The 20,984-nt window shown below is 69.1% G+C and carries 17 protein-coding genes and 1 pseudogene; 9 read left to right on the top strand and 9 right to left on the bottom strand.

Features of this window, described 5'->3' with window-relative positions; all coding sequences use genetic code 11:
* The first annotated feature begins 85 nt into the window (after window positions 1-85).
* Together ACIBST_RS11185 and ACIBST_RS11180 are read left to right on the top strand one after the other, a co-directional pair.
* Window positions 86-388, top strand: a complete 303-nt coding sequence (locus ACIBST_RS11185) for a hypothetical protein (protein WP_397170919.1) — start codon at window positions 86-88, stop codon at window positions 386-388.
* A 34-nt stretch (window positions 389-422) separates the two neighbouring features.
* Complete coding sequence (locus ACIBST_RS11180; protein WP_397170918.1) at window positions 423-794, top strand: hypothetical protein; 372 nt, start codon at window positions 423-425, stop codon at window positions 792-794.
* Here ACIBST_RS11180 and ACIBST_RS11175 read toward each other — a convergent pair.
* Window positions 789-1,640 carry a universal stress protein gene (locus ACIBST_RS11175; RefSeq protein ID WP_397170917.1) on the bottom strand — a complete coding sequence of 284 codons (852 nt, stop codon included), beginning with the start codon at window positions 1,638-1,640 and terminating at the stop codon, window positions 789-791. The two genes, ACIBST_RS11180 and ACIBST_RS11175, sit on opposite strands and share 6 nt — an antisense overlap.
* A 534-nt stretch (window positions 1,641-2,174) precedes the next feature.
* Between ACIBST_RS11175 and ACIBST_RS11170 the strand changes: the two genes are divergently transcribed.
* Both ACIBST_RS11170 and ACIBST_RS11165 read left to right on the top strand, forming a co-directional pair.
* Complete coding sequence (locus ACIBST_RS11170) at window positions 2,175-2,714, top strand: DUF5994 family protein (RefSeq protein WP_397170915.1); 540 nt, start codon at window positions 2,175-2,177, stop codon at window positions 2,712-2,714.
* A gap of 287 nt (window positions 2,715-3,001) precedes the next feature.
* Window positions 3,002-3,748 (top strand): DUF4389 domain-containing protein, encoded by a 747-nt coding sequence (locus tag ACIBST_RS11165; RefSeq protein ID WP_397170913.1) that lies wholly within the window; start codon window positions 3,002-3,004, stop codon window positions 3,746-3,748.
* Here the strand turns inward: ACIBST_RS11165 and ACIBST_RS11160 are convergent.
* The 3 genes and pseudogenes from ACIBST_RS11160 to ACIBST_RS11150 form a co-directional block, all read right to left on the bottom strand.
* Window positions 3,734-4,039 (bottom strand): integrase core domain-containing protein, encoded by a 306-nt coding sequence (locus tag ACIBST_RS11160; protein WP_397171640.1) that lies wholly within the window; start codon window positions 4,037-4,039, stop codon window positions 3,734-3,736. The two genes, ACIBST_RS11165 and ACIBST_RS11160, sit on opposite strands and share 15 nt — an antisense overlap.
* Window positions 4,040-5,067: 1,028 nt before the next feature.
* Window positions 5,068-5,937 carry an aldolase gene (locus ACIBST_RS11155; RefSeq protein WP_397170912.1) on the bottom strand — a complete coding sequence of 290 codons (870 nt, stop codon included), beginning with the start codon at window positions 5,935-5,937 and terminating at the stop codon, window positions 5,068-5,070.
* A gap of 178 nt (window positions 5,938-6,115) precedes the next feature.
* Window positions 6,116-6,496: pseudogene (locus tag ACIBST_RS11150) on the bottom strand (ISL3 family transposase); the annotation flags it as partial.
* Between the two features lie 150 nt (window positions 6,497-6,646).
* Here ACIBST_RS11150 and ACIBST_RS11145 point away from each other — a divergent pair.
* Complete coding sequence (locus ACIBST_RS11145; RefSeq protein WP_397170910.1) at window positions 6,647-6,961, top strand: FAD-dependent monooxygenase; 315 nt, start codon at window positions 6,647-6,649, stop codon at window positions 6,959-6,961.
* 904 nt (window positions 6,962-7,865) lie between these two features.
* Window positions 7,866-8,549 (top strand): TetR-like C-terminal domain-containing protein, encoded by a 684-nt coding sequence (locus ACIBST_RS11140; RefSeq protein WP_397170908.1) that lies wholly within the window; start codon window positions 7,866-7,868, stop codon window positions 8,547-8,549.
* 79 nt (window positions 8,550-8,628) lie between these two features.
* Here ACIBST_RS11140 and ACIBST_RS11135 read toward each other — a convergent pair whose 3' ends face one another.
* Genes ACIBST_RS11135 through ACIBST_RS11125 form a run of 3 tightly spaced genes read right to left on the bottom strand, consistent with a single transcriptional unit; the run spans window position 8,629 to window position 9,934 of the window.
* On the bottom strand, window positions 8,629-8,949 hold the full coding sequence (locus tag ACIBST_RS11135; RefSeq protein WP_397170907.1) for a hypothetical protein: 321 nt from the start codon (window positions 8,947-8,949) through the stop codon (window positions 8,629-8,631).
* Complete coding sequence (locus tag ACIBST_RS11130) at window positions 8,946-9,269, bottom strand: YciI family protein (RefSeq protein ID WP_397170905.1); 324 nt, start codon at window positions 9,267-9,269, stop codon at window positions 8,946-8,948. Before ACIBST_RS11130 ends, ACIBST_RS11135 begins: the two co-directional genes overlap by 4 nt.
* Window positions 9,270-9,322: 53 nt before the next feature.
* Window positions 9,323-9,934: a dihydrofolate reductase family protein gene (locus ACIBST_RS11125; RefSeq protein ID WP_397170904.1), complete on the bottom strand. Its 612-nt coding sequence runs from the start codon at window positions 9,932-9,934 to the stop codon at window positions 9,323-9,325.
* A gap of 477 nt (window positions 9,935-10,411) precedes the next feature.
* Here ACIBST_RS11125 and ACIBST_RS11120 point away from each other — a divergent pair, with 477 nt between their 5' ends.
* The 3 genes from ACIBST_RS11120 (at window position 10,412) to ACIBST_RS11110 (ending at window position 18,030) form a co-directional block, all read left to right on the top strand.
* Window positions 10,412-11,014, top strand: coding sequence for an AAA family ATPase (locus ACIBST_RS11120; protein WP_397170902.1), 603 nt, complete (start codon window positions 10,412-10,414; stop codon window positions 11,012-11,014).
* 160 nt (window positions 11,015-11,174) lie between these two features.
* Complete coding sequence (locus ACIBST_RS11115) at window positions 11,175-14,027, top strand: ATP-binding protein (RefSeq protein WP_397170900.1); 2,853 nt, start codon at window positions 11,175-11,177, stop codon at window positions 14,025-14,027.
* Window positions 14,028-14,187: 160 nt separating this feature from the next.
* Complete coding sequence (locus ACIBST_RS11110) at window positions 14,188-18,030, top strand: S8 family serine peptidase (RefSeq protein WP_397170899.1); 3,843 nt, start codon at window positions 14,188-14,190, stop codon at window positions 18,028-18,030.
* Between the two features lie 385 nt (window positions 18,031-18,415).
* Here the strand turns inward: ACIBST_RS11110 and ACIBST_RS11105 are convergent.
* Together ACIBST_RS11105 and ACIBST_RS11100 are read right to left on the bottom strand one after the other, a co-directional pair.
* Window positions 18,416-19,301, bottom strand: a protein-coding gene (locus ACIBST_RS11105) for an IS5 family transposase (protein ID WP_397171639.1) whose coding sequence is annotated in 2 segments (ribosomal slippage) — window positions 18,416-18,706 and window positions 18,708-19,301 — 885 coding nt in all. Because the reading frame shifts where the segments join, the coding sequence is not laid out codon by codon here.
* A gap of 261 nt (window positions 19,302-19,562) precedes the next feature.
* A complete protein-coding gene (locus ACIBST_RS11100) occupies window positions 19,563-20,972 on the bottom strand; it encodes a WD40 repeat domain-containing protein (protein ID WP_397170898.1) in 1,410 nt (469 codons plus the stop codon).
* Window positions 20,973-20,984 lie beyond the last annotated feature (12 nt).

Here is a 20,984-nt window from a genome sequence, read left to right as displayed (position 1 = left end):
TCACGCAGCGGCCGGAACCCTGCTTCGACCGGTCCGGAAGACCGGTCTCGTGCGGACATCGACGCACCGCCAGAGGAGTGCCGCCATGGGCATCATCGCTTCGATCGTCCTCGGGCCGGTGCCCGCCGTGGCAGACCTGCAGCCCGGCGGATTCGACGTGCGCATCGTGGGCGTCATGCTGATGCTCGGCGGTGTCCTCGCTGTGTCGATTCTCCTGCTCCGCACCCAGTCGCGTTGGAGTGGGTCGACCGTCCGAAGCCGACAGGACGCCATGGACGACCTGGCAGGCCACAATGCCAGGCGGCGCGGCAGTCACGAGCCCGCACCCGACGCCGATCTCCGCCGGACGCCCGGACAGTCAGACGCAACGGCCAGGCGGGACGGTTGAACAGGTTTGCCCCTGAGAGGCGAACATGTCCACGATGACCACCATCGTCGCCATCGTGATGGTGTGGACGGTGGTCGCAGCCGTCGGCTTCGTCGTGGTGCGGCTGGGCTGGGAACAGATTCGCCGGCACGCCGGTCGCCGAGATCACAGCTCGACGTCGCGCCGGCTCTGGCGGTCCTTGCGGCCGATCAGCTGGTCACAGCCACCCAGGACGAGCGGAAACATCCCAGCAAGACACCTGAGACAGCGGCCGCCACCCTCTGACAGACTCGTCTACGGCCCGGCGATCCCGCCCGGCGCGCCGACGGGGCCGTCCGAGCCGCTGCTCACCCCCGAGCCTGCCGACCGACCGGCCCAGACGGCCACCGGCTCAGGTTCCAGGTCGCCGGCCAAGGCACGCTCATGACCGCACCACCGCGACGGAGTTGCGCGCGCCGTACAAGATCCCGAGGGCGACGGATCCGAGCATCACGGTGCCGATCGCCCCTCTGCCCTGAGAGCCCACGACGACCAGATCCGCCATGGCGGAAGCTCCGATGAGAGCATTGACGGGGTGGGCGCGACGGACGTCCTCGATCACCGGAACCTGCGGATATCGCTGCCGCCACCCCTGAAGGATGGCGGCCGCGGTCCGGCTCTGGGTAGCGTGAATCTCGTCCAGGTCATAGGCGTCGTCGGGGATGTGAGCGTGCGCCGGAGGTTGCCACGCGCAGAGCGCGCGCAACGTGCTCGCACGCAGCATCGCCTGCTCGAAGGCGTAGCCGAGGGCGGGTTCGCAGGCGTGATAGTCGTCGAGCCCGACCACGACCTCCCCGTGGACGGTGTCATGGTCGGATCGGACGACGACCACCGGGCCGTGCGCGTACCCGGCCACGTGGGTGCTCACCGAGCCCAGCACGGCCCCGGGGAAGCCACCGAGGCCGGTGCCGCCGATCACGATCTCGGCGCAGTCACCGGCCCGGCTGCGCAACACCGCCGCGGCGGCGCCCTGAAGCCGCTCGCAGCCGACGTCGATGCCGGGCTGTCGCTTGCGCGCCGCCGCCTCGGCGTCGCTCAGCACGCTCTGCGCGCTGAGCATGATGACGTCGTCCTGGCCCGGGGTGGAGAATCTCGCGATCTCGTACGGCGAGCGGTCCACGGCGTGCACGATGCGGAGCCGGGCCGCCATGCGAGCGGCGTCGTCGGCGGCCCACTCGACGGCCGAGGTGGCGGCATCCGAACCGTCGGCGCCCACGACAATGACACGATTCATGGCTACTCCAGATTTGTGCCGGCATTTTACTGATGACGTGAAGAACGAATACACTGGACCGGGCCGGCACATTTAGGCGCCGTTGACGGTCGCCACATCAACGCTTGAACATCCTTTTGGATTTCTCGCTGGGCCGCCCCGGATCATTTCCGGCTCGGTCGGCCATGCCTCTCGACTCCAGATGCTGGTTTCCGGTGGCACGGCCGAAGTAGAGCATGATCCAACCCCGGACGGCCCGCATCCTGGACTTGATCCTCCATGACGGACTCATGGCGCCTCCCTTCTGCTGCTCTCGAACCCGGCACCAGGCTGCTCTTCCAGGCGAGAACAGACAACAGGCAATCACCGACCCGATTATCACCACAATCGATAACAGCGCCTGCCGGCGACATGATGTTTTTCCTTGCCTCGCAAAGCGAGGTAGAGTAACAAATACCGAGGACATTTCGAGCGTTGGCATCCAGGTTGGCGTCGCCCGCGGCGACAGACCACTTCCGGCCCCGTGACGGGGGCCCGACAGGCCAGGCGATCACGATGACGACACCCCTCTTCCCGTCCAGCCCCGTTCTCGCGGCCGAGGCCGCCCCCAGGCTCAGCCTGAACACCGTCCTCGACCGGCGAGGCACCGTCGACGGGGCATGGTGGCCGCGCACCCGTGACGCCGCCGCCGAACTGCCCGCCCTCATCTCCGCCGTCGACCAGCGGCTCGGCAGGGCAGTCCTGCGCGTGGGCCTGCACCTGGACGCCTGGGATCACATCCCGCGCCGCATCCCGGCCCGCGGCCGCCAGGTCAGAGTGGGCTGGTTCCGCAGCGCCGACCCGCACCTGATCACCCTGAGCATCGCCGGAACCGTGCCCATCACCCTGCTGGTCATCCCGCCCGGCACCGCGGACGGCCCAGCCACGGCCGCGCTGGCGTTCGCAGCCGCAGGCACGGCCGGAGTCCGTCCCGCCGACATCCTTCACCCCGCACACCCGGAGGAGGGCTCACCCGGCCGGGACGACTCAGCCTCCTGGGAGAACGAGGGCGGCCGCATCACGGCCTCCGTACCAGCACGGCCCGTCACCATCTGACACACGCCGAGCCGTCGTTCCCGGTGGACACGGACCTCCGATGAGACGGGGCACGGCTCGATCTCTTCAGCGCGGATCCGGCGGCGCGCTCATCCCCTCACAAACGAGCAGGTTCTCGTGTCCGGCCGGGTCCTGGCTCACAGCCGGCCCCGCGCCCGCAACAGACCTCTGCCGAAGAGACGTCCGGACCGCCTGGCGCTCCCGAGCAGTGGCCATGCGGCCTCCTCCTACCTGCGACTCCCGGACAAGAAGGGAACTCGACCATGAGCTCGCCAACCCCGTTGGCCATGCAAGCCCCCACTCCCGCGGTCAAGCCGTACCCGATCCAGGTGCACGCCCAGCAGGACGACCCTCTGTCACGCTGGCTGTGGCTGGTCAAATGGCTGCTGATCGTGCCCCACGTGCTGATCCTGATCCCGTTGTGGATCGCCTTCTGTGTGCTCAGCCTCGTGGCGCTTGCCGCGATCGTGATCACCGGCCGGTATCCGCGGCCGCTCTTCGACTTCAACGTCGGCGTCATGCGGTGGAACTGGCGGGTAGGCTACTACGCCTACAACGCGCTCGGCACCGATCGCTACCCGCCGTTCGCGCTGCGGGAGATCCCCGGCTACCCGGCCGGGCTGAACGTCGCGTACCCGACGCGGCTGCACCGCGGTCTCGTCCTGGTGAAGTGGCTCCTGGCCGTCCCGCACCTCCTGATCGTCGGGATCCTGTTCAGCGGCAGCGCCTGGATCGGCTGGCAGGCCGGCGGCGACGCATGGGACTGGGGCGGCGGCGGTCTGGTCGCACTGCTCGTCCTGATCGCCGGGATCGCGCTCACCGTCACCGGCCGCTACCCCCGCCCCCTGTTCGACCTCATCCTCGGTCTGAACCGCTGGGGTCTGCGGGTCGCCGGCTACGCGGCGCTCATGACCGACCGATACCCGCCCTTCCGGCTCGATCTCGGCGGAGACGAGCCCGGCGGCGCCGCCGTCTCGAGCAAACAGCCTTGCGCCTGCCGACAATGCCATCCATGCAGGTCAAGCGGCATGTGAGTACTCATGGAGGACACCGCCAAGCCGGGCTCGTCGGCATATGTTCAAATCAGTGATTCGCTCTGGCCCCGTGATCGGCTCCGGGACGGGACGCAGCGGGGCGGCTTGGGCCAGGGCTTGATGTGCGCGGTGCTGGTTGTAGAACCGTTCGTACTCGCGTAGAGCGTGCCGCAGGTGGTGTTCGTTCCAGACGAGGCAGCGGTCGAGAAGCTCGTGGCGGCAGGACTGCACCCACCGCTCCATGATGGAGTTCATCCGCGGCATCCGGATGCCGCGGAGTACGGTCTTGATGCCGGCCTCGGCGAGTACCAGTCCATGATGACCGGGAACTTCCCATCCCGGTCTCGAAGCAGAAAGCGCGGCCGGCAGCCTGCATCATCCAGTACATCAGCAGGTTCTTGATCGCCTGGGTGACCCAGTTGGTGCTCGGGTGAGCGGTGGTGCCGAGCACGCGGACGCGTCCGGTGGCGTGCTCGATGGCCGCCAGGACGTACTGGCGTTGCGCGCTGAGGGTGATGGTCTCGATGAAGTCGCAGGCCAGTAGGGCGTCGGCTTGCGAGCGCAGAAAGTCGGTCCACGTGGTGGAAGCCCGATCGGGTGCCGGGTCGAGGCCTGCCTGTTTGAGGATCTCCCAGACGGTGGACGGCGCGACCTTGATGCCGAAGCGTGGTGAGCTCTCCGTGGACCCGCCGATAGCCCCAGCTCGGGTTCTCCGGGACCAGGCGCAGAATGAGGGCGCGGATGGAGGGGACCGTGGGTGGGCGCCCGGGGCGCTTGGGCCGGCAGATACGGCCGTGACGCTGTTTCATCAGATCGCGGTGCCGGCGGAGGATGGTGTCCGGTCGGACGAGGAGCCGCAGCCGGTGTAGGGCCTCGCGGGGCAGCGAGGTCAGGAGAGCGGCAAGAAAGTCTGGTCTTCGGGTGCGAATCTCACTCTGGTGTCGGCGCCAGAGTTGGCGTTCAAGCACGGTGATCTGGTGACGCCAGGGCGAGAATCTCCACGTCCTTGTCCCGATTGCTCATGGGTAGCAGTCGCCGGGCGGCGAAGGTGTTGGTGATGGTCAGGTAGGCCAGGCGAAGGAGCACGGCCGACCATCTTGCCGCACGCACTTTCCTCTCCAAGGTGGCCGGAACTCGCGCACGCCACGCGAAGCCCTCGTAGGGTCATGACTTGGGCGGACGTCATTATCGGCAGGTGCAGTGCCCCTGAACGGGCCCTCCTGAACGGGCCCTCCTGAACGGGCCCTCCTGAACGGGCCCTCCTGAACGCGTCGCCACCTCGCGCAGGGCCACCTTCATGCGTCAGGGGCGCCTCTGGATCACAACAGACTGACCGCTTTGTCCACAGCGCCGGCCACGTCCCCATCAGGGGGGTAGAGCAGCGTCCGGCCAGGCACCAGCCCCAGCGCGGTGGGCAGCTTCAGGGCGCGTTCCCACCTGGCGAACACCTGCTCAGGATCGGGACCGTCGCCTCCGAGCAGCAACACGGGCAAGGTCGATGCCGCCAGAACCTCGGTCATGTCCTCGATGGCGGGGAGCTTCAGCCAGGTGTAGGCGGTGTTCCGTCCCAGCGCGCAGGCGATGGTGACCGACTGGATCACAGCCTCCGGCGACAGGTCGTTGCAGATCTTGCCGTTGCTCCATCGGGAGATGAACGGTTCCACCATCGCGATCAGCTTGCGGTCGCTGAGTGCGTTCACGGCCCGGGCCGTGTTCTCCAGGACGGAGGGCGTCGCCGCGTCCTCCAGCGCGATCCTGGTGAGCGTCTTGCCCCCGTCGAAGCCCATGGCGGCGATGGTCTCCGCGTCGTAGGCGGTGAAGCGGTCATCGATCTCGAAGGCCGAGCCGATCAGGCCGGTCCGGTTCATCGATCCGAACACCGACTTGCCGTCCAGCACGCCGAGCAGCAACAGGTCTTCCAGGATGTCGGCCGTGCCCATGACTCCGGTCACCCCAGGGCGTTCCAGCGCCACGCAGAGCCGGTCCAGGAGGGCGCCTCGATCGGCCATGGCCATCGAATCTCCGCCGGCGCCGAGCGCGCCACGCGCCGGGTGATCGGCTGCGATGATCATCGCACGGCCGTGCTCTCCCACCACGGAAGACGCCGGCACGCGGCGCTTCGCCGCCTCGGCAATCGCCTCGGGGTTGTGGACTCGCGTGCGTACAAGGTCGGCCACCCTAGCAGCCATGCCACTCCTCCATCGGAGACTTTGTAAGGACATAGTTTTGTCCTTACAAAATTACCCACCCGTGCTGTGGGAGTCAACGCTCACTCTGAGCAGCGGAACACTTGCGCCGCTTCACCATCGATCGCGTGGCTCTGGCCGTAGGCGGTGGCGGTAAGTGACTGTCACGGCAGCAGGATGCGAGGGTGAGAGCGGCGTTCACGGCGGCGCGGTCAAGCTCGATGCCGTTGGCGAAGCCGTGCAGGAGAGGCAGGTCAGCGGCGCGGATGGTCGTGATCCAGGCGGTGAGCTCGTCATCGTTGCCTTCAACCGGGGACAGGAGCGCAGCGAAGCCGCGGATAGGGCGGGCGAGTCCGGGCAGCTCGGGACAGGCTGCGGTGAGCTCCTGCACCAGCCGAATGTCGCGATCACGTAGTCGGTCGTGGTGGGTGAGCAGCAGGCGTGCCAGGCGGCGCGGGGTGGCGACAGGTCGTTCTCCTTCGGCTCGGCCCTGAGTCATGTAGCGGTAGAGCGGGTTGAGACTGCCGGTGTAGCCGAAGTCCTTGATCTCCCGGAACAGCCGCACATGTTGGCGATGATGAGCGTCGGCGACGGCCGCGCCTCCGCCTTCTTCGACTACCGCACCGACGGCGACCGGCGCAGGCGTCGCTGAAGGAGCTGGGCGAGCTCCACGGCGACATGGGCTGGCTGGCCCCCCCAGGCCCTGGAGGGGTTGAAGACGGCTGAGTCGGTCTGCTTCGACAGCATCAGCCAGATGGTGGTCGACCGGTGGAGCAAGGGCAGGGTCGTGCTGCTCGGCGACGCCGCCTGGTGCGTGACGCTGTTCGCCGGCTACGGCTCCTCGCTGGCAGTGGGCGGCGCGGACCTCGGCGCGGCAGTGGAGCGCGACTGCGACGACGTCCTGGCCGCCTGGCCGCGCTGCCGGACGGGGAGGCCGAGCTGCGGCCGGAGGCGGAGAAGCAGCAGCAGCTCGGCCGCCGGGTCAAGGGCGTCAACGCCCCGCGCAACCCGCTGGTGCTGGAGCTGACCCAGCTTCCCCTGCGGCTGTCGTCGTGGGGCCGGTGCGCCGGCTGGTCGAGCGCAAGTTCCAACTGGCGGGCCGAAGGAGAGGGAAATGCGGGTACTGGTCCTGGGCGGCACCCACCACGTCGGACGCGCCGTAGTGGAGGTCGCGCTGCGGCGCGACGACACCGTCACCACTGCGCCCACATAACGGCGATGGTCAAGAATACGTGGTTGCTCGGTGGTTGCTCGCGTGTACGCAATACCGCACGGCATCGTCATCACTTCCCGACACGACGGCGGGAAGAATTCCGTCCACTGCGATAGAAGAGGTCACTCCGCGACACTGAGCGACACAGAAGGAACCGACTCATAATCCGTGGGGCGTGGGTTCAAGTCCCACCCGCCCTACTCTTCAAAACCACGTCCGACCTGGGATTTCTCGGTTCTCGCCAGCCTCGGATCCCGTTTTTGATCATGACTGGTCGCTCGCTGGTTCAGACGGCCGCCGCCAACTCAGACCCCGAAGACGACCGCTAGAAGATCAAGCCAGATCGTCGGCTGCACGACCTGTGCGACGACGGCTGACGACAACAAGGCAAGCCCGCCGGAGGTTCAACGGGCCTGCCCAGGTTCGGTGGTTCAGGTGGTGGCCTCGCCGGTACGGGGCGGCGGGGTGATCAGCCGTGCCGTCTGGGCACCAACTGCTGAGGTGTTGACGAGCGCCGCGGTGGATTCCGCGGCGGCGCGGGCCACCTCCGGGTAGACGCTGGTGCAGGTGTCGCGGGTGAAGGTGGACGAGACGTGCCCCAGCGTCTCCTGCTCGGCTATGCAGGCTGACGTTCGAAGCGGTCGCCGCGCTGGCCGGCACCAGCCGTCCGGTGCTCAGCCGCCGATGGCCCATCCGCGCCGAGCTTGCTCTCGCGGCCTTGGAACGCGCCGCCCCGCCCGGCATTGAGGTCCCTGACACCGGCAGCCTGCGCTCGGATCTGATCGAGCTACTGCGGCAGACGGTGAAGGGGCTGGGCAGCGTACGCGGCGAGGTACTGGCCGGATCGGCCGCCGAAACGGCCCGCGACCCGGACGCCGCCGCCCTGCACGCTTGGATCGCCAGCTCCACCCGCGGGGACGCGGCGGCGACTGTCCTGGCCAGAGCGGCGGAGCGGCACGAGATTCGCGCCGTGAACCTTCCGCCACGGGTGCTCCAGCTGCCCTTCGACCTGGTCCGCAACGAGGTGGTGCTCCACGGCCGCCCGCCGGCCGACGACGCGATCGCCTCCATCGTCGACGACATCCTCCTTCCCCTCATCCGCCAGCTCACCACCGCCCGGCCGGGGATGTCTGATGAAGGCTGGGGCCACATGGGGATGCTGCTGGAGCAACGCCAGTTGGATCCGGCACGGGTCGCCGAGCGGCTGCCCCGATTGCTTGACCAGGCGTTCTTGGCTGAGATCGGCTGGGACACCGACCGGACGTTGCTCCAGCCGCCGAGCAATCACGCTCTGCTGGGCCGGGTTGGGCGCAGTGCGTCGTGCCCGGCTGCCTGGTGGACGCAGCGACTCATGCCTTCGGGTGCCAGGACCTCGGTGACCTCGGCGCCGGGCCTGACGTAGCGCATGGCGGTGCGGGGGTTCTTGTGCCGGGTCCTGCCCACGATGAGCCGCAGCGGTACTTCGGCCTCGCCGAGGTGGCTCACGGCGCTGTGGCGCAGCCGGTGCAGGTCGAGCCCGGCGTACTTCTCCAGCGTGACGCGGGCGCGGTCGTAGCCGAGGCGGGCGCGGCCGGTGTGCGGGCAGATGTCGGCGGCGGAGCGGCGTGCCGGGAGGGACGACGTTCGGACAGGAACAGCGGGCAGTACGCGACGGCCGGCCACCGCTCGCCGGCGGCCGCGAACGCCTCGGCGGCCGCCTCCTCGGCGATATCAAGGTCACCGAAATGCCTGGTCAGGAAGGTGATCACCCGCGCCCACTCGTCGTGGTAGGCGTGGGTGATCACTTCCCGGACGTCGGTCAAAGGAACGGCCGCACCTCGATCTTCCGGTCGCAGACCTTCGACGCCTCGGCGGCGAGCTTGAGCGCCACATCCAGATCGGGGGCCTCCCACACCCAGATGCCGGCGAGGTACTCCTTCGACTCCATGAAAGGCCCGTCGCTGAACATCGCCTGCTCGCCCCGGTTGTCGATGACCGTGGCCGCGCCGGTGTCCGCGAGTCCGCCCGAGAAGACCCAGTAGCCCTCGGCGATCAGTCGTTCGTTGAACGCGCTGATGGCAGGCCGCCGGTCCGTGTCATCGGGATTGCCCCTGTCGTCGATCACGGAGACCAGGTACTGCATCTGAAGATCAACTCCCGTGGTGCCAAATCAGCGTGGTGCGGTGGTCAGGGACTTCAAGCCGCCGGCTCGTACTGCGGGCGCCCAGCCGGCCGGTAGACCTGGATCGACACACCCTTGGAGTCGACCCGCGATTCCACCAGGTCGAGCGCGAGATCCGGGCCCTCGTCGGGGAACAGCCGCGCGCCCTGGCCGACGACCACCGGGATGGTGATCAGAGTCATCTCGTCGACCAGGTCGTTCTCCAGCAGCCACTGGACCAGGATGCCACTGCCGTGCACCTGCAGCTCACCCCCGGGCTTGGCCTTCAGCTCACTGATGGCCGCCGCGAGGTCGCCGCGGACGACGGTCGTGTCCTGCCACCGCGGGGCGGTGAGCGTGGTCGAGGCAACGTACTTGGGGGCCTCGTTCAAGGCCACGCCGATGGGATGCGCGCGCATCTGGTCGATGGATCCCCAGGAGCCGGCGAACAGCTCGTAGGTGTGCCGGCCGAACAGGAACGCCTCGGCGCGCTGGAAGGTCTGCGTGATGAACGTCCTGGTCTCGTCGTCGCCCTTCCCCCGGGCCCAGCCGCCGCGCTCGAATCCGTTCCTGCGGTCGTCCGACGCGGCGCCGTTTCCCTGCATCACGCCATCGAGGGTGACCTGAGTCATGGTCGTCAGCTTCATGTTGCGGTTCCTTTGTCGTGCGCTGCCCCTTGTGGGCGGCTTCACCCCTGCTACGAACGCCACCGCCCCGATCCGACACCGCCTCCCGGATTTTTTTGAAAGAACTGGCCGGAGCTCCGGTCTCGTCAGCGATCCGGCAGCGCGACGGCTTCGCGGCGACGCCGCTCCGCCTCCTTGATCGCGCCCAGCGCGGACGGGGCTTCGGGACCAGATCGATCACGAAGACCTGGGAGGACGGGTAGCCGGGCCTGGCGCCGGCTGGGATGTTGGTCAGGCGGCCTGGTCGGCCAGGGCGGCGCTCTGTTGCGGTGCGGCGTGAGCGGGGCGGGGAGGCGCTGGACCGCCGGCGCTGAGAGACGTGCCAGTCCGCTGCTCACTCCCGTGTTCAATCCGCCCGGCGAGAGGCTGCCATGACGCCAGGCGCCTGGCCGATGACTCGTGAAGTCACAACGCAAGGCGGAGGACTATCGTCTGACCATGGCCTTCGAGCGCGAGATCCGCAACGGCGCCGGCGACGGCAGACAACCCGAACGAGTCTGGATCCCTGTCGGGCTCGTACTGCTGGTCGGGCCGCCGGCCTCGGGCAAGAGCTCCTTCAGCCGGGCGCTGGTCGACCAGGGCAGGATCGATCCCGAGGCCATCGTGTCCAGCGACACCATCGCCGAGCACTACCTCACCACTGCTGTCGACCGTGAGTCAGCCGACCCCCAGATCTTCCAGGAACGAGATCGCCGAATCACTGCGCGACTTTCGACGGGCCGCACCGTGATCGCCGAGTCAACCAACGTGCTCCACCACGCGCGCGCCAGGCTGCTCGCCATCGCGGACAGGTTTCAGATGCCGGTCACCGCACTGCGCTTCACCCAGCCCGAGGAGGTCCTGCTGGAGCAGAACCAGGAACGGCGGAAGGCCCTACCGGCGGCCGAGGTCTCCCGATACGCCGCGCTCATGGCGATGCACGCCGGCCCTGACCAGCTTTACGCAGAAGGCGTGTCATTGGTGCACGACGTCCCCGGACGCACGCAACACCTCACCGCCTCCCAGGCTGCGCGGCTCTTCGAGTTCCGCACGGCCGGCTGAACACCCGGGCGATCCTTCTTCACCAGCGGCGCCCGGCTCGACAGGGCGACCGCCACCCGCCTAAGCGCCGCGGCCTGTCACTGACCCATCCCGGTCTGGGCTACCCGGGCCTGCGACAAGACGTGACATTTCACGTAGTCGGCGCTTCAATTGCTCGATTATGGACGATGCCGATGTGGCCGCGGAGCGCGTGATCTCGCCGATTCTCGTTGGCCGGGACACGGAGCTGCGGCGGTTACTGGCGGCGGTGAGGCGTCCCCCGGCTGTCGTCATGATCGAGGGCGAGGCGGGCATCGGAAAGACGCGGCTGGTCGGCGAGCTGGCGGCCGCCGTCGAGCTGCGCGACCGGCCCACGCTCGTCGGCGGATGCGCGCAGATCCGTGAGCCGTTCCCGCTCGGTCCCGTCATCGAGGCACTGCGCGGCGCCGCTGGGAAGCTTCCCGCGGTGGGCCTGTCGCCGGTGACCGGTGCTCTGCACCCGCTGCTGCCCGAACTCGCCGCCGTCCTGCCGGCCGCACCCGGCCCGCTCGACGACCCCGCCGGGCTGCGGCACCGCGTGTTCCGCGGGCTCGCGGAACTGCTCGCCGCGCTCGGCCAGGTCGTCCTGGTGCTGGAAGACCTGCACTGGGCCGACGAGCAGACGATCGAGTTCCTCGGCTACCTGCTCAGCGACCCGCCGCCCGGACTCGGCCTCGTGCTCACCTTCCGTGCCGAGGAGGCCGGTCCCGGCCTGCGGGCGCTCACCGCACGGCTGCGGCCGGAGCTCACCCACGCCCACCTCGCCCTGGCCCCGCTGGACGCCGCGCGGACCAACGAGCTGACGGCCTCGATCCTGGGGACCGCGCAGGTGTCGGACGAGTTCGCCGCCTACCTGTGCGAGCGGACATCCGGCCTGCCGTACGCCATCCAGGAGCTGGTCGCGCTGCTGCGCGCCCGCGGCGTCCTGGTCCAGCGCGGCACCAGATGGGCGCGTAAGACGCTCGACGAGCTCGGCGTCCCGGCCGGGGTCCGTGACTCGGTGCTGGAGCGGGTGCGCGGCCTGAGCGCGAACGGGCAGGCGGTGGCGGAGGCCGCGGCGGTGCTGCAGGTGGCCGTGCCGGTACGGGAGCTCGTGGCCACCTGCCGCGTGCCGGAGCAGGACGCCCGCGAAGGCCTGGACGAGTTGCTCGACCGCGGCCTGTTCGTCGAGCGGGGCGGCACGGCGGGGTTCAGGCACGCGCTGGCAGTCCAGGCGGTGTACGGGAGCATCCCGCTGTCCAGACGCCAGGACCTGCACGTCCGCGCGGCCAAGGCGGTGGCGGGGCAGAGTCCCACACCTCTGGGCCAGATCGCACACCACCATCACCATGCCGGTCAACTCGACGCCTGGGTGGAGGCCGCAGAGAAGGCGGCGGACCAGGCCGTGGCACTGGCCAACGACGCGGAGGCCGAGCGCCTGCTGGAGGCGGTGCTGCGGCACGCGCCTCTCGACCCGGCGCGAGAGGGCAGGCTCGCGGCGAAGCTGGGCTGGGCGGGCGGCTACGCGCTGGCCGCCGACGAGCTCATCGGCCTGCTGCGCGGCGCTGCCGATCGCCAGCCGCCCGGACCGGTGCGCGGCGAGCTGAACTACCTCATCGGGCTGAAACTGGAGACCGGGGGCGCCTCGCCGGAGCTGGCCCGCCGGGCCATGGCCGAGGCCGTCGGCGATCTCGCGGACCGGCCCGTGCTCGCCGCCTACGCGATGGCGGCCCTGGGCATGCCGAGAACCCCCGGTGTCCCGCTCGCCGAGCACCTGCGCTGGCTCGACGGGGCCCTGGAACGGCTCAACGAGATCGCGGAGCCTGAACGGCGCATCTCCGTGCTCGGCAAGGTCGCCATGGTGCTGACCCTCGTCGGCGACCCGCGCGGGGCGAGCCTGACCGGGCAGGTCGTGGCGCTGACCGGCGGGCGTCCGACCAACCGGTGGGAGGTGGTGGCCTACGAATCCGTCGGAGAGGTCGCCTGCCTGGCCGGACAGCACGACACCGCGCACCGTCTGCTGGACGCTGCGCTGGCCGAGGCGGCCGAGCACGATGTCACCGGCCTGATCGAGTCCAGGTGCCGGTTGAACCTGGCGACGCTGGCGTACTGCCGGGGTTCGTGGGACGGCGTGGAGGACGAGCTGGAAGCGTTGCGGGTCCGCTTCGCCGACCTGCGGAGTTACCGCCTCACGGCGGACACCGTGGCCGGCTGCCTGGCCCTCGCGCGCGGGCGCGCCGACGCCGCGCTTCTCGGCGACCTGGTGCGGGCGAACCTGGAGGCGGGCGCGGCCGACGTGCTCGCGCTGCCGGTGAGCGCGCTGCTGCGGCTGGCCGTCGCGCAGGACGGGGCCGGGGAGGCGGTGGCGCGTACCGGCGAGGCGTTCTCGCTGTGGGCGGCCAAGGGGCTGTGGCCGGTGGGTGTCCGCGCGGTTCCTGCGCTTGCCGAAGCCCTGGTGGGGCTGGGCAGGGCCGAGGAGGCCGGGGAGCTGGTGGCACGTCTCGAAGGCGAGCTCGCCGCGCTGGACGCGCCGCTCGCGCGGGCCGCGCTCGACCATGCGTGGGGCTTCCTGTCCGCCGACGCGGTGCGCTTCGTGGACGCGGCGGCGTCGTACGACCGGCTGGGGGCGCTGTACGAGGCGGCGCAGGCGCGCGAGCACGCGGCCGGGCTGCTGCTCACCGCCGGTGACGAGCGGGGGCCGTCGATGCTGGAGGCCGCCCTGCACGCGTACGGCGGGCTCGGCGCCGCCTGGGACCTCGACCGGGCCGGCCGGCTGAGCAGGCGCTGGGGCCTGCCCGGGCCCGCCCGGCACCGCGGCGGCCCGCGCGGTTACGGGTCCGCCCTCTCCCCCAGGGAGGACGCGGTGGCCAGGCTGGCCGCCACCGGGCTGACCAACAAGGAGATCGCCAGGGAGCTGTTCCTGTCGGCCAAGACCGTGGACAAGCACCTGGGGTCGGCCATGCGCAAGCTGGGCCTGCGCTCCCGGGCCGGGCTGGCGCACCGACTCGACGCCTGACTATTGGGGTGTTTGCCCCATAGGTAGCCCTCTGTCGCTCCTGTGAAGCTAGGCGCATGCCCGAAGAGCCCGATCCGACGGACGAGCAGGACACACCCGAGCCCGAGGCCGAACTCGAAGAGGGCTGGGTCGACGCATGAGGAGAGAGGCAGAACCCCCGATGCCAACCACCAGAAGGCGGCCGTGGCCGCGCGTGTTAGCGGGCGCGGCCGTAGCGGCGCTGGCCGCGGGCCTGCTGACCCCGGCGACGGCCCTCGCCGCGCCCGATGACGGCGACCCCCGCGTCGTCGCGCTCCCCGCGGCCGCCGGCGGCGAATGGAACCTCACCCTGATCACCGGCGACACCGTCCGGGTCACCAGGGACGACGGCGGACGCTACACCGCGACCCCGGAGGCCGTCCGCCGCCCCGACGGTCACGTCCCGCTGTTCCGCAGCGAGTCCGGCCCGGAAGGGGTCTTCGTGATCCCCGCCGACGCCCAGCCCGCCCTCGACGCGGGCGTCCTGGACCGCAAGCTGTTCGACGTGCGCTACCTGGCCGAGAACGGCTACGCCGACGGCACGGCCGACCGCCTGCCGCTGATCGTCCAGTACCCGGGCGCCCAGAAGAGCATCGCCCGTGCCCTGCCCGACAGCACCGCCACCCGGTCGCTGCCGAGCATCCACGGCACGGCGCTCACGGTCGACAAGGCCAAGGCGGACGAGTTCTGGGCCACCCTGCGCGGCGCGGCCACCGGCAGGACGACGCTGGCCGGCGGTGTCGGCAAGGTCTGGCTGGACGCCAAGGTCAAGGCGGACCTGGCCGAGAGCGTGCCGCTGATCGGCGCCCCCGAGGCGTGGAAGGCCGGCTTCGACGGCTCGGGCACGACGGTCGCCGTGCTGGACACCGGCGTCGACGCCACCCACCCCGACCTGGCCGGCCGCATCGCCGGCAGCCGCAGCTTCGTCGAGGGCCAGGAGGTGACCGACCACCACGGCCACGGCACCCACGTCGCCGCGACCGTGGCGGGCTCCGGCGCGGGCTCGGACGGTTCACGCAAGGGCGTCGCCCCCGGCGCCAGGCTCGTCATCGGCAAGGTGCTGGCCGACTCGGGCTCGGGCAGCGTCTCCGACATCATCGCCGGCATGGAGTGGGCCGCCACCGAGGAGAAGGCGAAAATCGTCTCGATGAGCCTCGGCGGCGATCCCACCGACGGCACCGACCCGCTGTCCCAGTCCGTCAACGACCTGAGCGCCTCGACGGGCGCGCTGTTCGTGATCGCCGCGGGCAACGACGGGCCCGGCAAGGAGACGATCGGCGCGCCCGGCGCCGCCGCGTCCGCGCTGACGGTCGCCGCCACCGACAAGTCCGACCAGCTCGCGAGCTTCTCCAGCCGCGGTCCGAGGGCCGTCGACGGAGCGCTCAAGCCGGACATCGCCGCCCCGGGCGTGGGCATCGTCGCCGCCCGCGCCGCGGGCACGTCCCTGGGCAGCCCGGTCGACGACCTGTACAGCAGCCTGAACGGCACTTCGATGGCGACCCCGCACGTCGCGGGCGCGGCCGCGCTGCTGGCCCAGCAGCATCCGTCCTGGGACGGCCAGCGGCTCAAGGCGGCGCTGATGTCGACCGCCAAGGACGCCGGATTCTCCGCCTACGAGCAGGGCGCCGGTCGCGTCGACGTGGCCAGGGCCGTCTCCCAGGCCGTCACCTCCACCACGCCGAACCTGGACTACGGCATCGTCCCGGTAGACGTGAACGACACCGCGGACAAGACGCTCACCTACGCCAACGACGGCACCGCCGAGGTGACGCTGACCCTCGCCGCCACCCTGGGCGAGAACAAGGACACGCTGACGCTGAGCACCCCGTCGGTGACCGTCCCGGCGGGCGGCACCGCGTCCGTCACCGTCACCCTGCACCCGGACGGCCTGCCCAAGGGCGGCCACACCGGCGCCGTGGTGGCCACGGGGCCGTCCGGCACGCGCGTCACGACCCCGGTGGGGCTGCGCCGAGGGCCCAAGCTGGTGCCGCTGACCGTGCACCTCGTCGACAGGTACGGCAATCCGCCGTCGCCGATGTTGACCTGGGTGGCGGCGAGCGCGGTCGACGTCGTCGACAGCTTCAGCCCCGCCCAGGGCACGTTCGTCGCCGACGGCGTCTACCGCTACATGCTCGAACCGGGCACCTACAGCGTCCAGGCCGGCATCCAGCACAACACGGTCGACAGCGGGCCGCCCCCGGTCGCCCAGCTGTACGACCCCGAGGTGGTCGTGCCGGAGAAGGGCGCCGAGATCACCCTCGACGCCCGCGAAGCCGAACTGCTGCGCTTCACGACGCCCAAGCCGATCGACTGGCGGCACGCCCGAGGCAGCTTCTCCCTCGTGCGCACGGCCTGGGACGGCACCCCCATCACCTCCGGGAACATGGGGGCCCTCGGCATGAACGACTGGTACATCACCCCCACCAAGAAGGTCACCAAGGGCAAGCTGCTGTTCTCGATGAGCGCCACGGCCGCCAACCCGCAACTGGCCGTACGCGCCGTGGGCCCGCAGCGGTACGCGATCGACGCCAGAACCTACGAGTACTTCGACGGTGGGCTGGGCTTCGACCTCGGCTGGGAGATGCCGTTCCCGGCCGGCACCCACCGCTACGACCTCGCGTACGTCGGCGGCGGCGCGAACCCTCAGGGTGACCTGCGCGGCAAGCTCGCGCTGATGACGATCGACCCCAGTGACACATGCCTCACCGACCTCGATCGGGTGCGGGCGCTGAAGGCCGCGGGCGCCGCCGGGATCGTGCTGTTCGCCAACGTCGTGGCCCCCGGCTGCTCGATCCCCACCTGGCCCAGCGGGGACGAGAAGCCGGAACTGCCGGTGATCCAGGTCTTCAAGGCCGTCGGCGACAAGCTCCGCGCCCGGCTCGCGGACGGCCCGGTGACGCTGGAGATCACCAACAACCCGAGCGTCGACTACACCTACCAGCTCCAGGACTACGAGGACGGCAGGGTCCCCGAGCCCGTCTACCGCTTCACCGACGGCCGGCTGCGGGCCGTGGACACCTCGTTCCACGCGCCGACGAGCCTCGACAGCCAGATGGAGATCTGGCACAGCCTCAAGCCGTTGCAGCGGGTGTCGTTCGCGACGGCCTTCCACTTCGCCGCCCCCTCCAGGCGGATCGAGTACTTCAGCGTGTCGGGCGCGGACACCCTGCGCAAGGGGAGCGTCATCGGCACCAGCACCAGGCCCTGGGGGCTGGACACGACGATCGAGAAGCCCGGCAGGGCCACCATGCGCTGGGGCACCGGTCCGGCCACCCCGGGCGGCATGGTGATCCCGGAGGTCCCCGGCGTCCTGAACAAGGTGTTGTGCGCGATGTGCCGGCTCGGCGACACGTTCCTGCCCGCCTACACGTACGTGACCGGCGACGGGCGGCTGGCCGGGCCCGGCGGGCTCTACAACGCCGACGTGAAGCTGTCCAGGGACGGCAAGGAGCTCCCGCGCATCGCAGGCGCGGCGGTCCCGATGTTCACGCTGCCCAAGGAGGAAGGCGTCTACCGGCTCGAACAGAGCGGCTCGGGCAACGCCAACGTCTGGACCTTCCACTCCAAGGCCCGCGACAAGGACACCGTCCCGCCGACGACCGACTGCCACCCGATCATGGGAACGTCCGGCTCGTGCAACCCGCAACCGCTGGTGTTCGTCGGGTACGACCTGGGTGACACCCAGGCCCTGGACAACACCGTACGCGCCGGTGGGCGGCACACGTTCCAGATCGACGTGACCCATTCCCCGTCGGCCGAGCGCATGCCCGCGGTCGCGGGGCTGAAGCTGGCCTACAGCACCGACGACGGCCGGACCTGGAAGGACGCCAAGGTCCGCAGGGTACGCACCGGCGTCTACACCACCACGCTCACCTACCCCGCCCTCGCCGACACCAAGAGGGCCGTCACCCTCAAGGCCGAAGCCTGGGACACCGGAGGCAACAGGGTCGAACAGACCACCACCCGCGCCTTCCCCCTGCGCTGACCCCCGCAGCCGACCCGTACCCGCCGCCTGGCCAAGGACGGCGGGTTCCGGCTTGTCATGCCGTCACCCCGGCCAGGCTCCCGGGCCCTCCCCCTCCACCGTGCCTGCCCCCCTTCCCCGGCCTCCCATCCCCGCCCCTGTCACCTCGTCACTCCCCGTCCGCAGCCGCTCCGCCGGCCGGTGGAGCGCGGACGGCATGTGAGGTGCAACGCAACGGCGTCCGCCTTGAACTCCGGCGGGCATGACCTCATCGCCCCGTGGAACTCCTCGTCTCCGGATCTCCGTCATCCGGTGGCCAAGGTGTCCACGCTTCGGGGAGAGGCCCCAGGTGCCTGCGGTTGCCGACTTCGCACCCGCGCAAGTCATACCCCTGCTAGAGCTTGTCTCAAAGGATCGTGAGCCAGTCGTTGATAGCGGCGATGTGGACGGTTGCTTCGCATCGGACGGCGAGCTTGTCGTACCGTGTGGCGATGCCACGATGGCGTTTGAGCCGGTTGATGCCGCACTCGACGGCTGAGCGGGCGCGGTAGTCGTCTGGGTCGAAGGACGGCGGGCGGCCACCGCGGCTGCCGCGCCGTCGCCGGGCAGCGACGCGGTCGGCCGGCTCGGGGATGGTGCACCGGATCTTGCGGGCGCGCAGGTGCTGCCGGATCGCGCGGGAGGAATACGCCTTGTCAGCCCGGACGATCTCGGGGCCGGGGGCGCGGGCGACCGGGCCCGAGCCGGGGCACCTTGATAGCGGCCATGACCGCGGGGAACTGTGGCGCGTCGCCGCGCCGCCCGGCTGTCACCACCAGGGCAAGCAGACGCTGACCTTGTTCACAGGCCAGATGCAGCTTGGTCGACAGACCGCCCCGGGAACGTCCTAGGGCGTGATCGGCGGGTTCGGCCTGTACTCCGCCGGGTGGTTCGACCTGCGCTTGGCCGCGCCTCGACGCGCCGGCCGCATGCTGGTGGGCGCGGCAGACGGTGGAGTCCACCCCGACCTGCCAGCCGACCAGGCCTCGGGCGTCGGCCAGGGCTTGCAGGCGGGTGATCTGCTGCCACAGGCCGGCGCGTTGCCAGCGGCGGAACAGGCTGTAGACCGCCTGCCAGGAGCCGTAACACTCCGGCACGTCCCGCCATGGCGCGCCCACCCGTACCCGCCAGCGGATCCCGTCGATCAGCTGCCGTTTACTCCACCGCGGCGGCCGACCTGGCCTTTTGGGTACCGGCAGCAGCGGTTCCAGCCACGTCCACTGCGCATCGGTGAGGTCGAACCGCCGTGTCACCGCTAAGGTGGCCACGAGGTCTCCGGGTTATTGTTTCTTCTTGGTCGTTGAACCCTTTACCGGAGACCTCTCTGCGTGTCCGGCTACGACACGCCGTTGATCAACACTTCGAGACAGGCTTAGGCCATTTGCGTGGCATGCGACAAGTTCCGGCAATCAGGGGAAGGAGATACGGCATGGTGATCGGGCGTGCTCCTTGACCTCGCCCATGTCGTCCTCACAAGAGCCTTCACCGACGTGTGCTCAATACGCGCATTGCGATCAACAGATTTGAATAGAGTCGCCATTCTCTTTAGTCACATACTCTTCCCACATCGCCGGGTCTCCGTAACGATTCCATTCATCTCGACTCAGACGATATCCATCGTTCACCTGAGAGCAGACATACCCCTTAGGGTCCTTTCTGATTTTTTCCAGATCGCGAAAATCCCAGATCGATCCAGCGTCGAGAGAAGTCAGAGCCACCCCTCCGTCTGCACTGATCGCGGAGGCTACACCTACGCTCGACTCGTTGAACAGGTCGGTAATACGAGCAGGGCGTGATTTCACTTTCATATCCCAAAGCGAGAAGTATCCGAGCATCGAAAATCGCGAACTGGAGCGATAGCCAGCAATGAGTCCCAGGTTTCCATCAGCACTCAGCGATACAGATGCCACGTCGCTGATAGGGACAGGCACGACGGCTTCGAGCTTGGGTTGAGCCCGCTCAGCAAGGTTCCATATCATGTACTTACCCGACCCGCCGATGAGAAGAACCGTTCCACCGGCATCAAGGCTCACCGAGCCTACATATCTCTCCGAGTTTCCCAGCACGGCCAGTTGCTCTGGATTTGCTGGATCCGTCAAATCCCAGACCCGAGTTTCCAGACGCCCCAAAGGCCCACCGACAGAGACCGCCGTCTTCCCATCATCACTCACGGCCATGGCGCGCAGCGCTCCGGGAGCAGTGATGACAGACAACTTCTCAGGACGCATGCGATTCGCGAGACTCCAGATGGCAATACGGCCATCCACACCGGCCGTTACGGCCAGATTGCCGTTCTTGACGAGCTCGACGTGATCGACGCCCTGCTCGTTCTCGGATCCAGCGAATCGGTCATCATATAGGTCTGCCAGCCGTCTCGGTCTGGCCGGGTCGGACAGACTCCATAAGCGGGATTCGCCATCGCTGGCTCCAGTGAGCGCAAGAGTTCCATCAGAACTCAGCGCCAGAGAGTTGATGTGCGCACGGAGCCCCTTGAATTCTCCAACTTTTTTGGCCATGGAGTAATCAGGATAGGATTGGTCTCGCCAGTCGGACTTCCGGTCGATCTCCCAGACGACAACTTTCCCAGATCCCGCCGTCAGCCCTTTGGCGCCATTTCCGCTTATTTCCAGAGCATCGCTTACGCCATCCCCGACGAATTCTTCACCAAGATCCGGAACAATCGAATCAATCAATCCCGATTTGGTGACTTCGTCTGCGTGAATCCCTACCGCAAGTGCACCTATTCGCTTCGCCAGGTCCGGCGAACCGTCTCGCACATCCGCTCCATGGAAAGCGAGCTTCTGGGCGAGAAGAACCCTACGCTGGTAATCGATGGCGTTCCGTTGGCCTATGTAGCCGTAAATGACAAAGAAAGAGAAGCCGACCAGCAATGCGGCAATGAGTGCGGAGAAGATCTTCTTCAAGCGCCGTCCCTC

Origin of the sequence: Nonomuraea sp. NPDC049684, from assembly GCF_044465345.1 — a bacterium.
Lineage (GTDB): Bacteria > Actinomycetota > Actinomycetes > Streptosporangiales > Streptosporangiaceae > Nonomuraea.
This window is presented reverse-complemented; position numbering and strand designations above follow the sequence as displayed.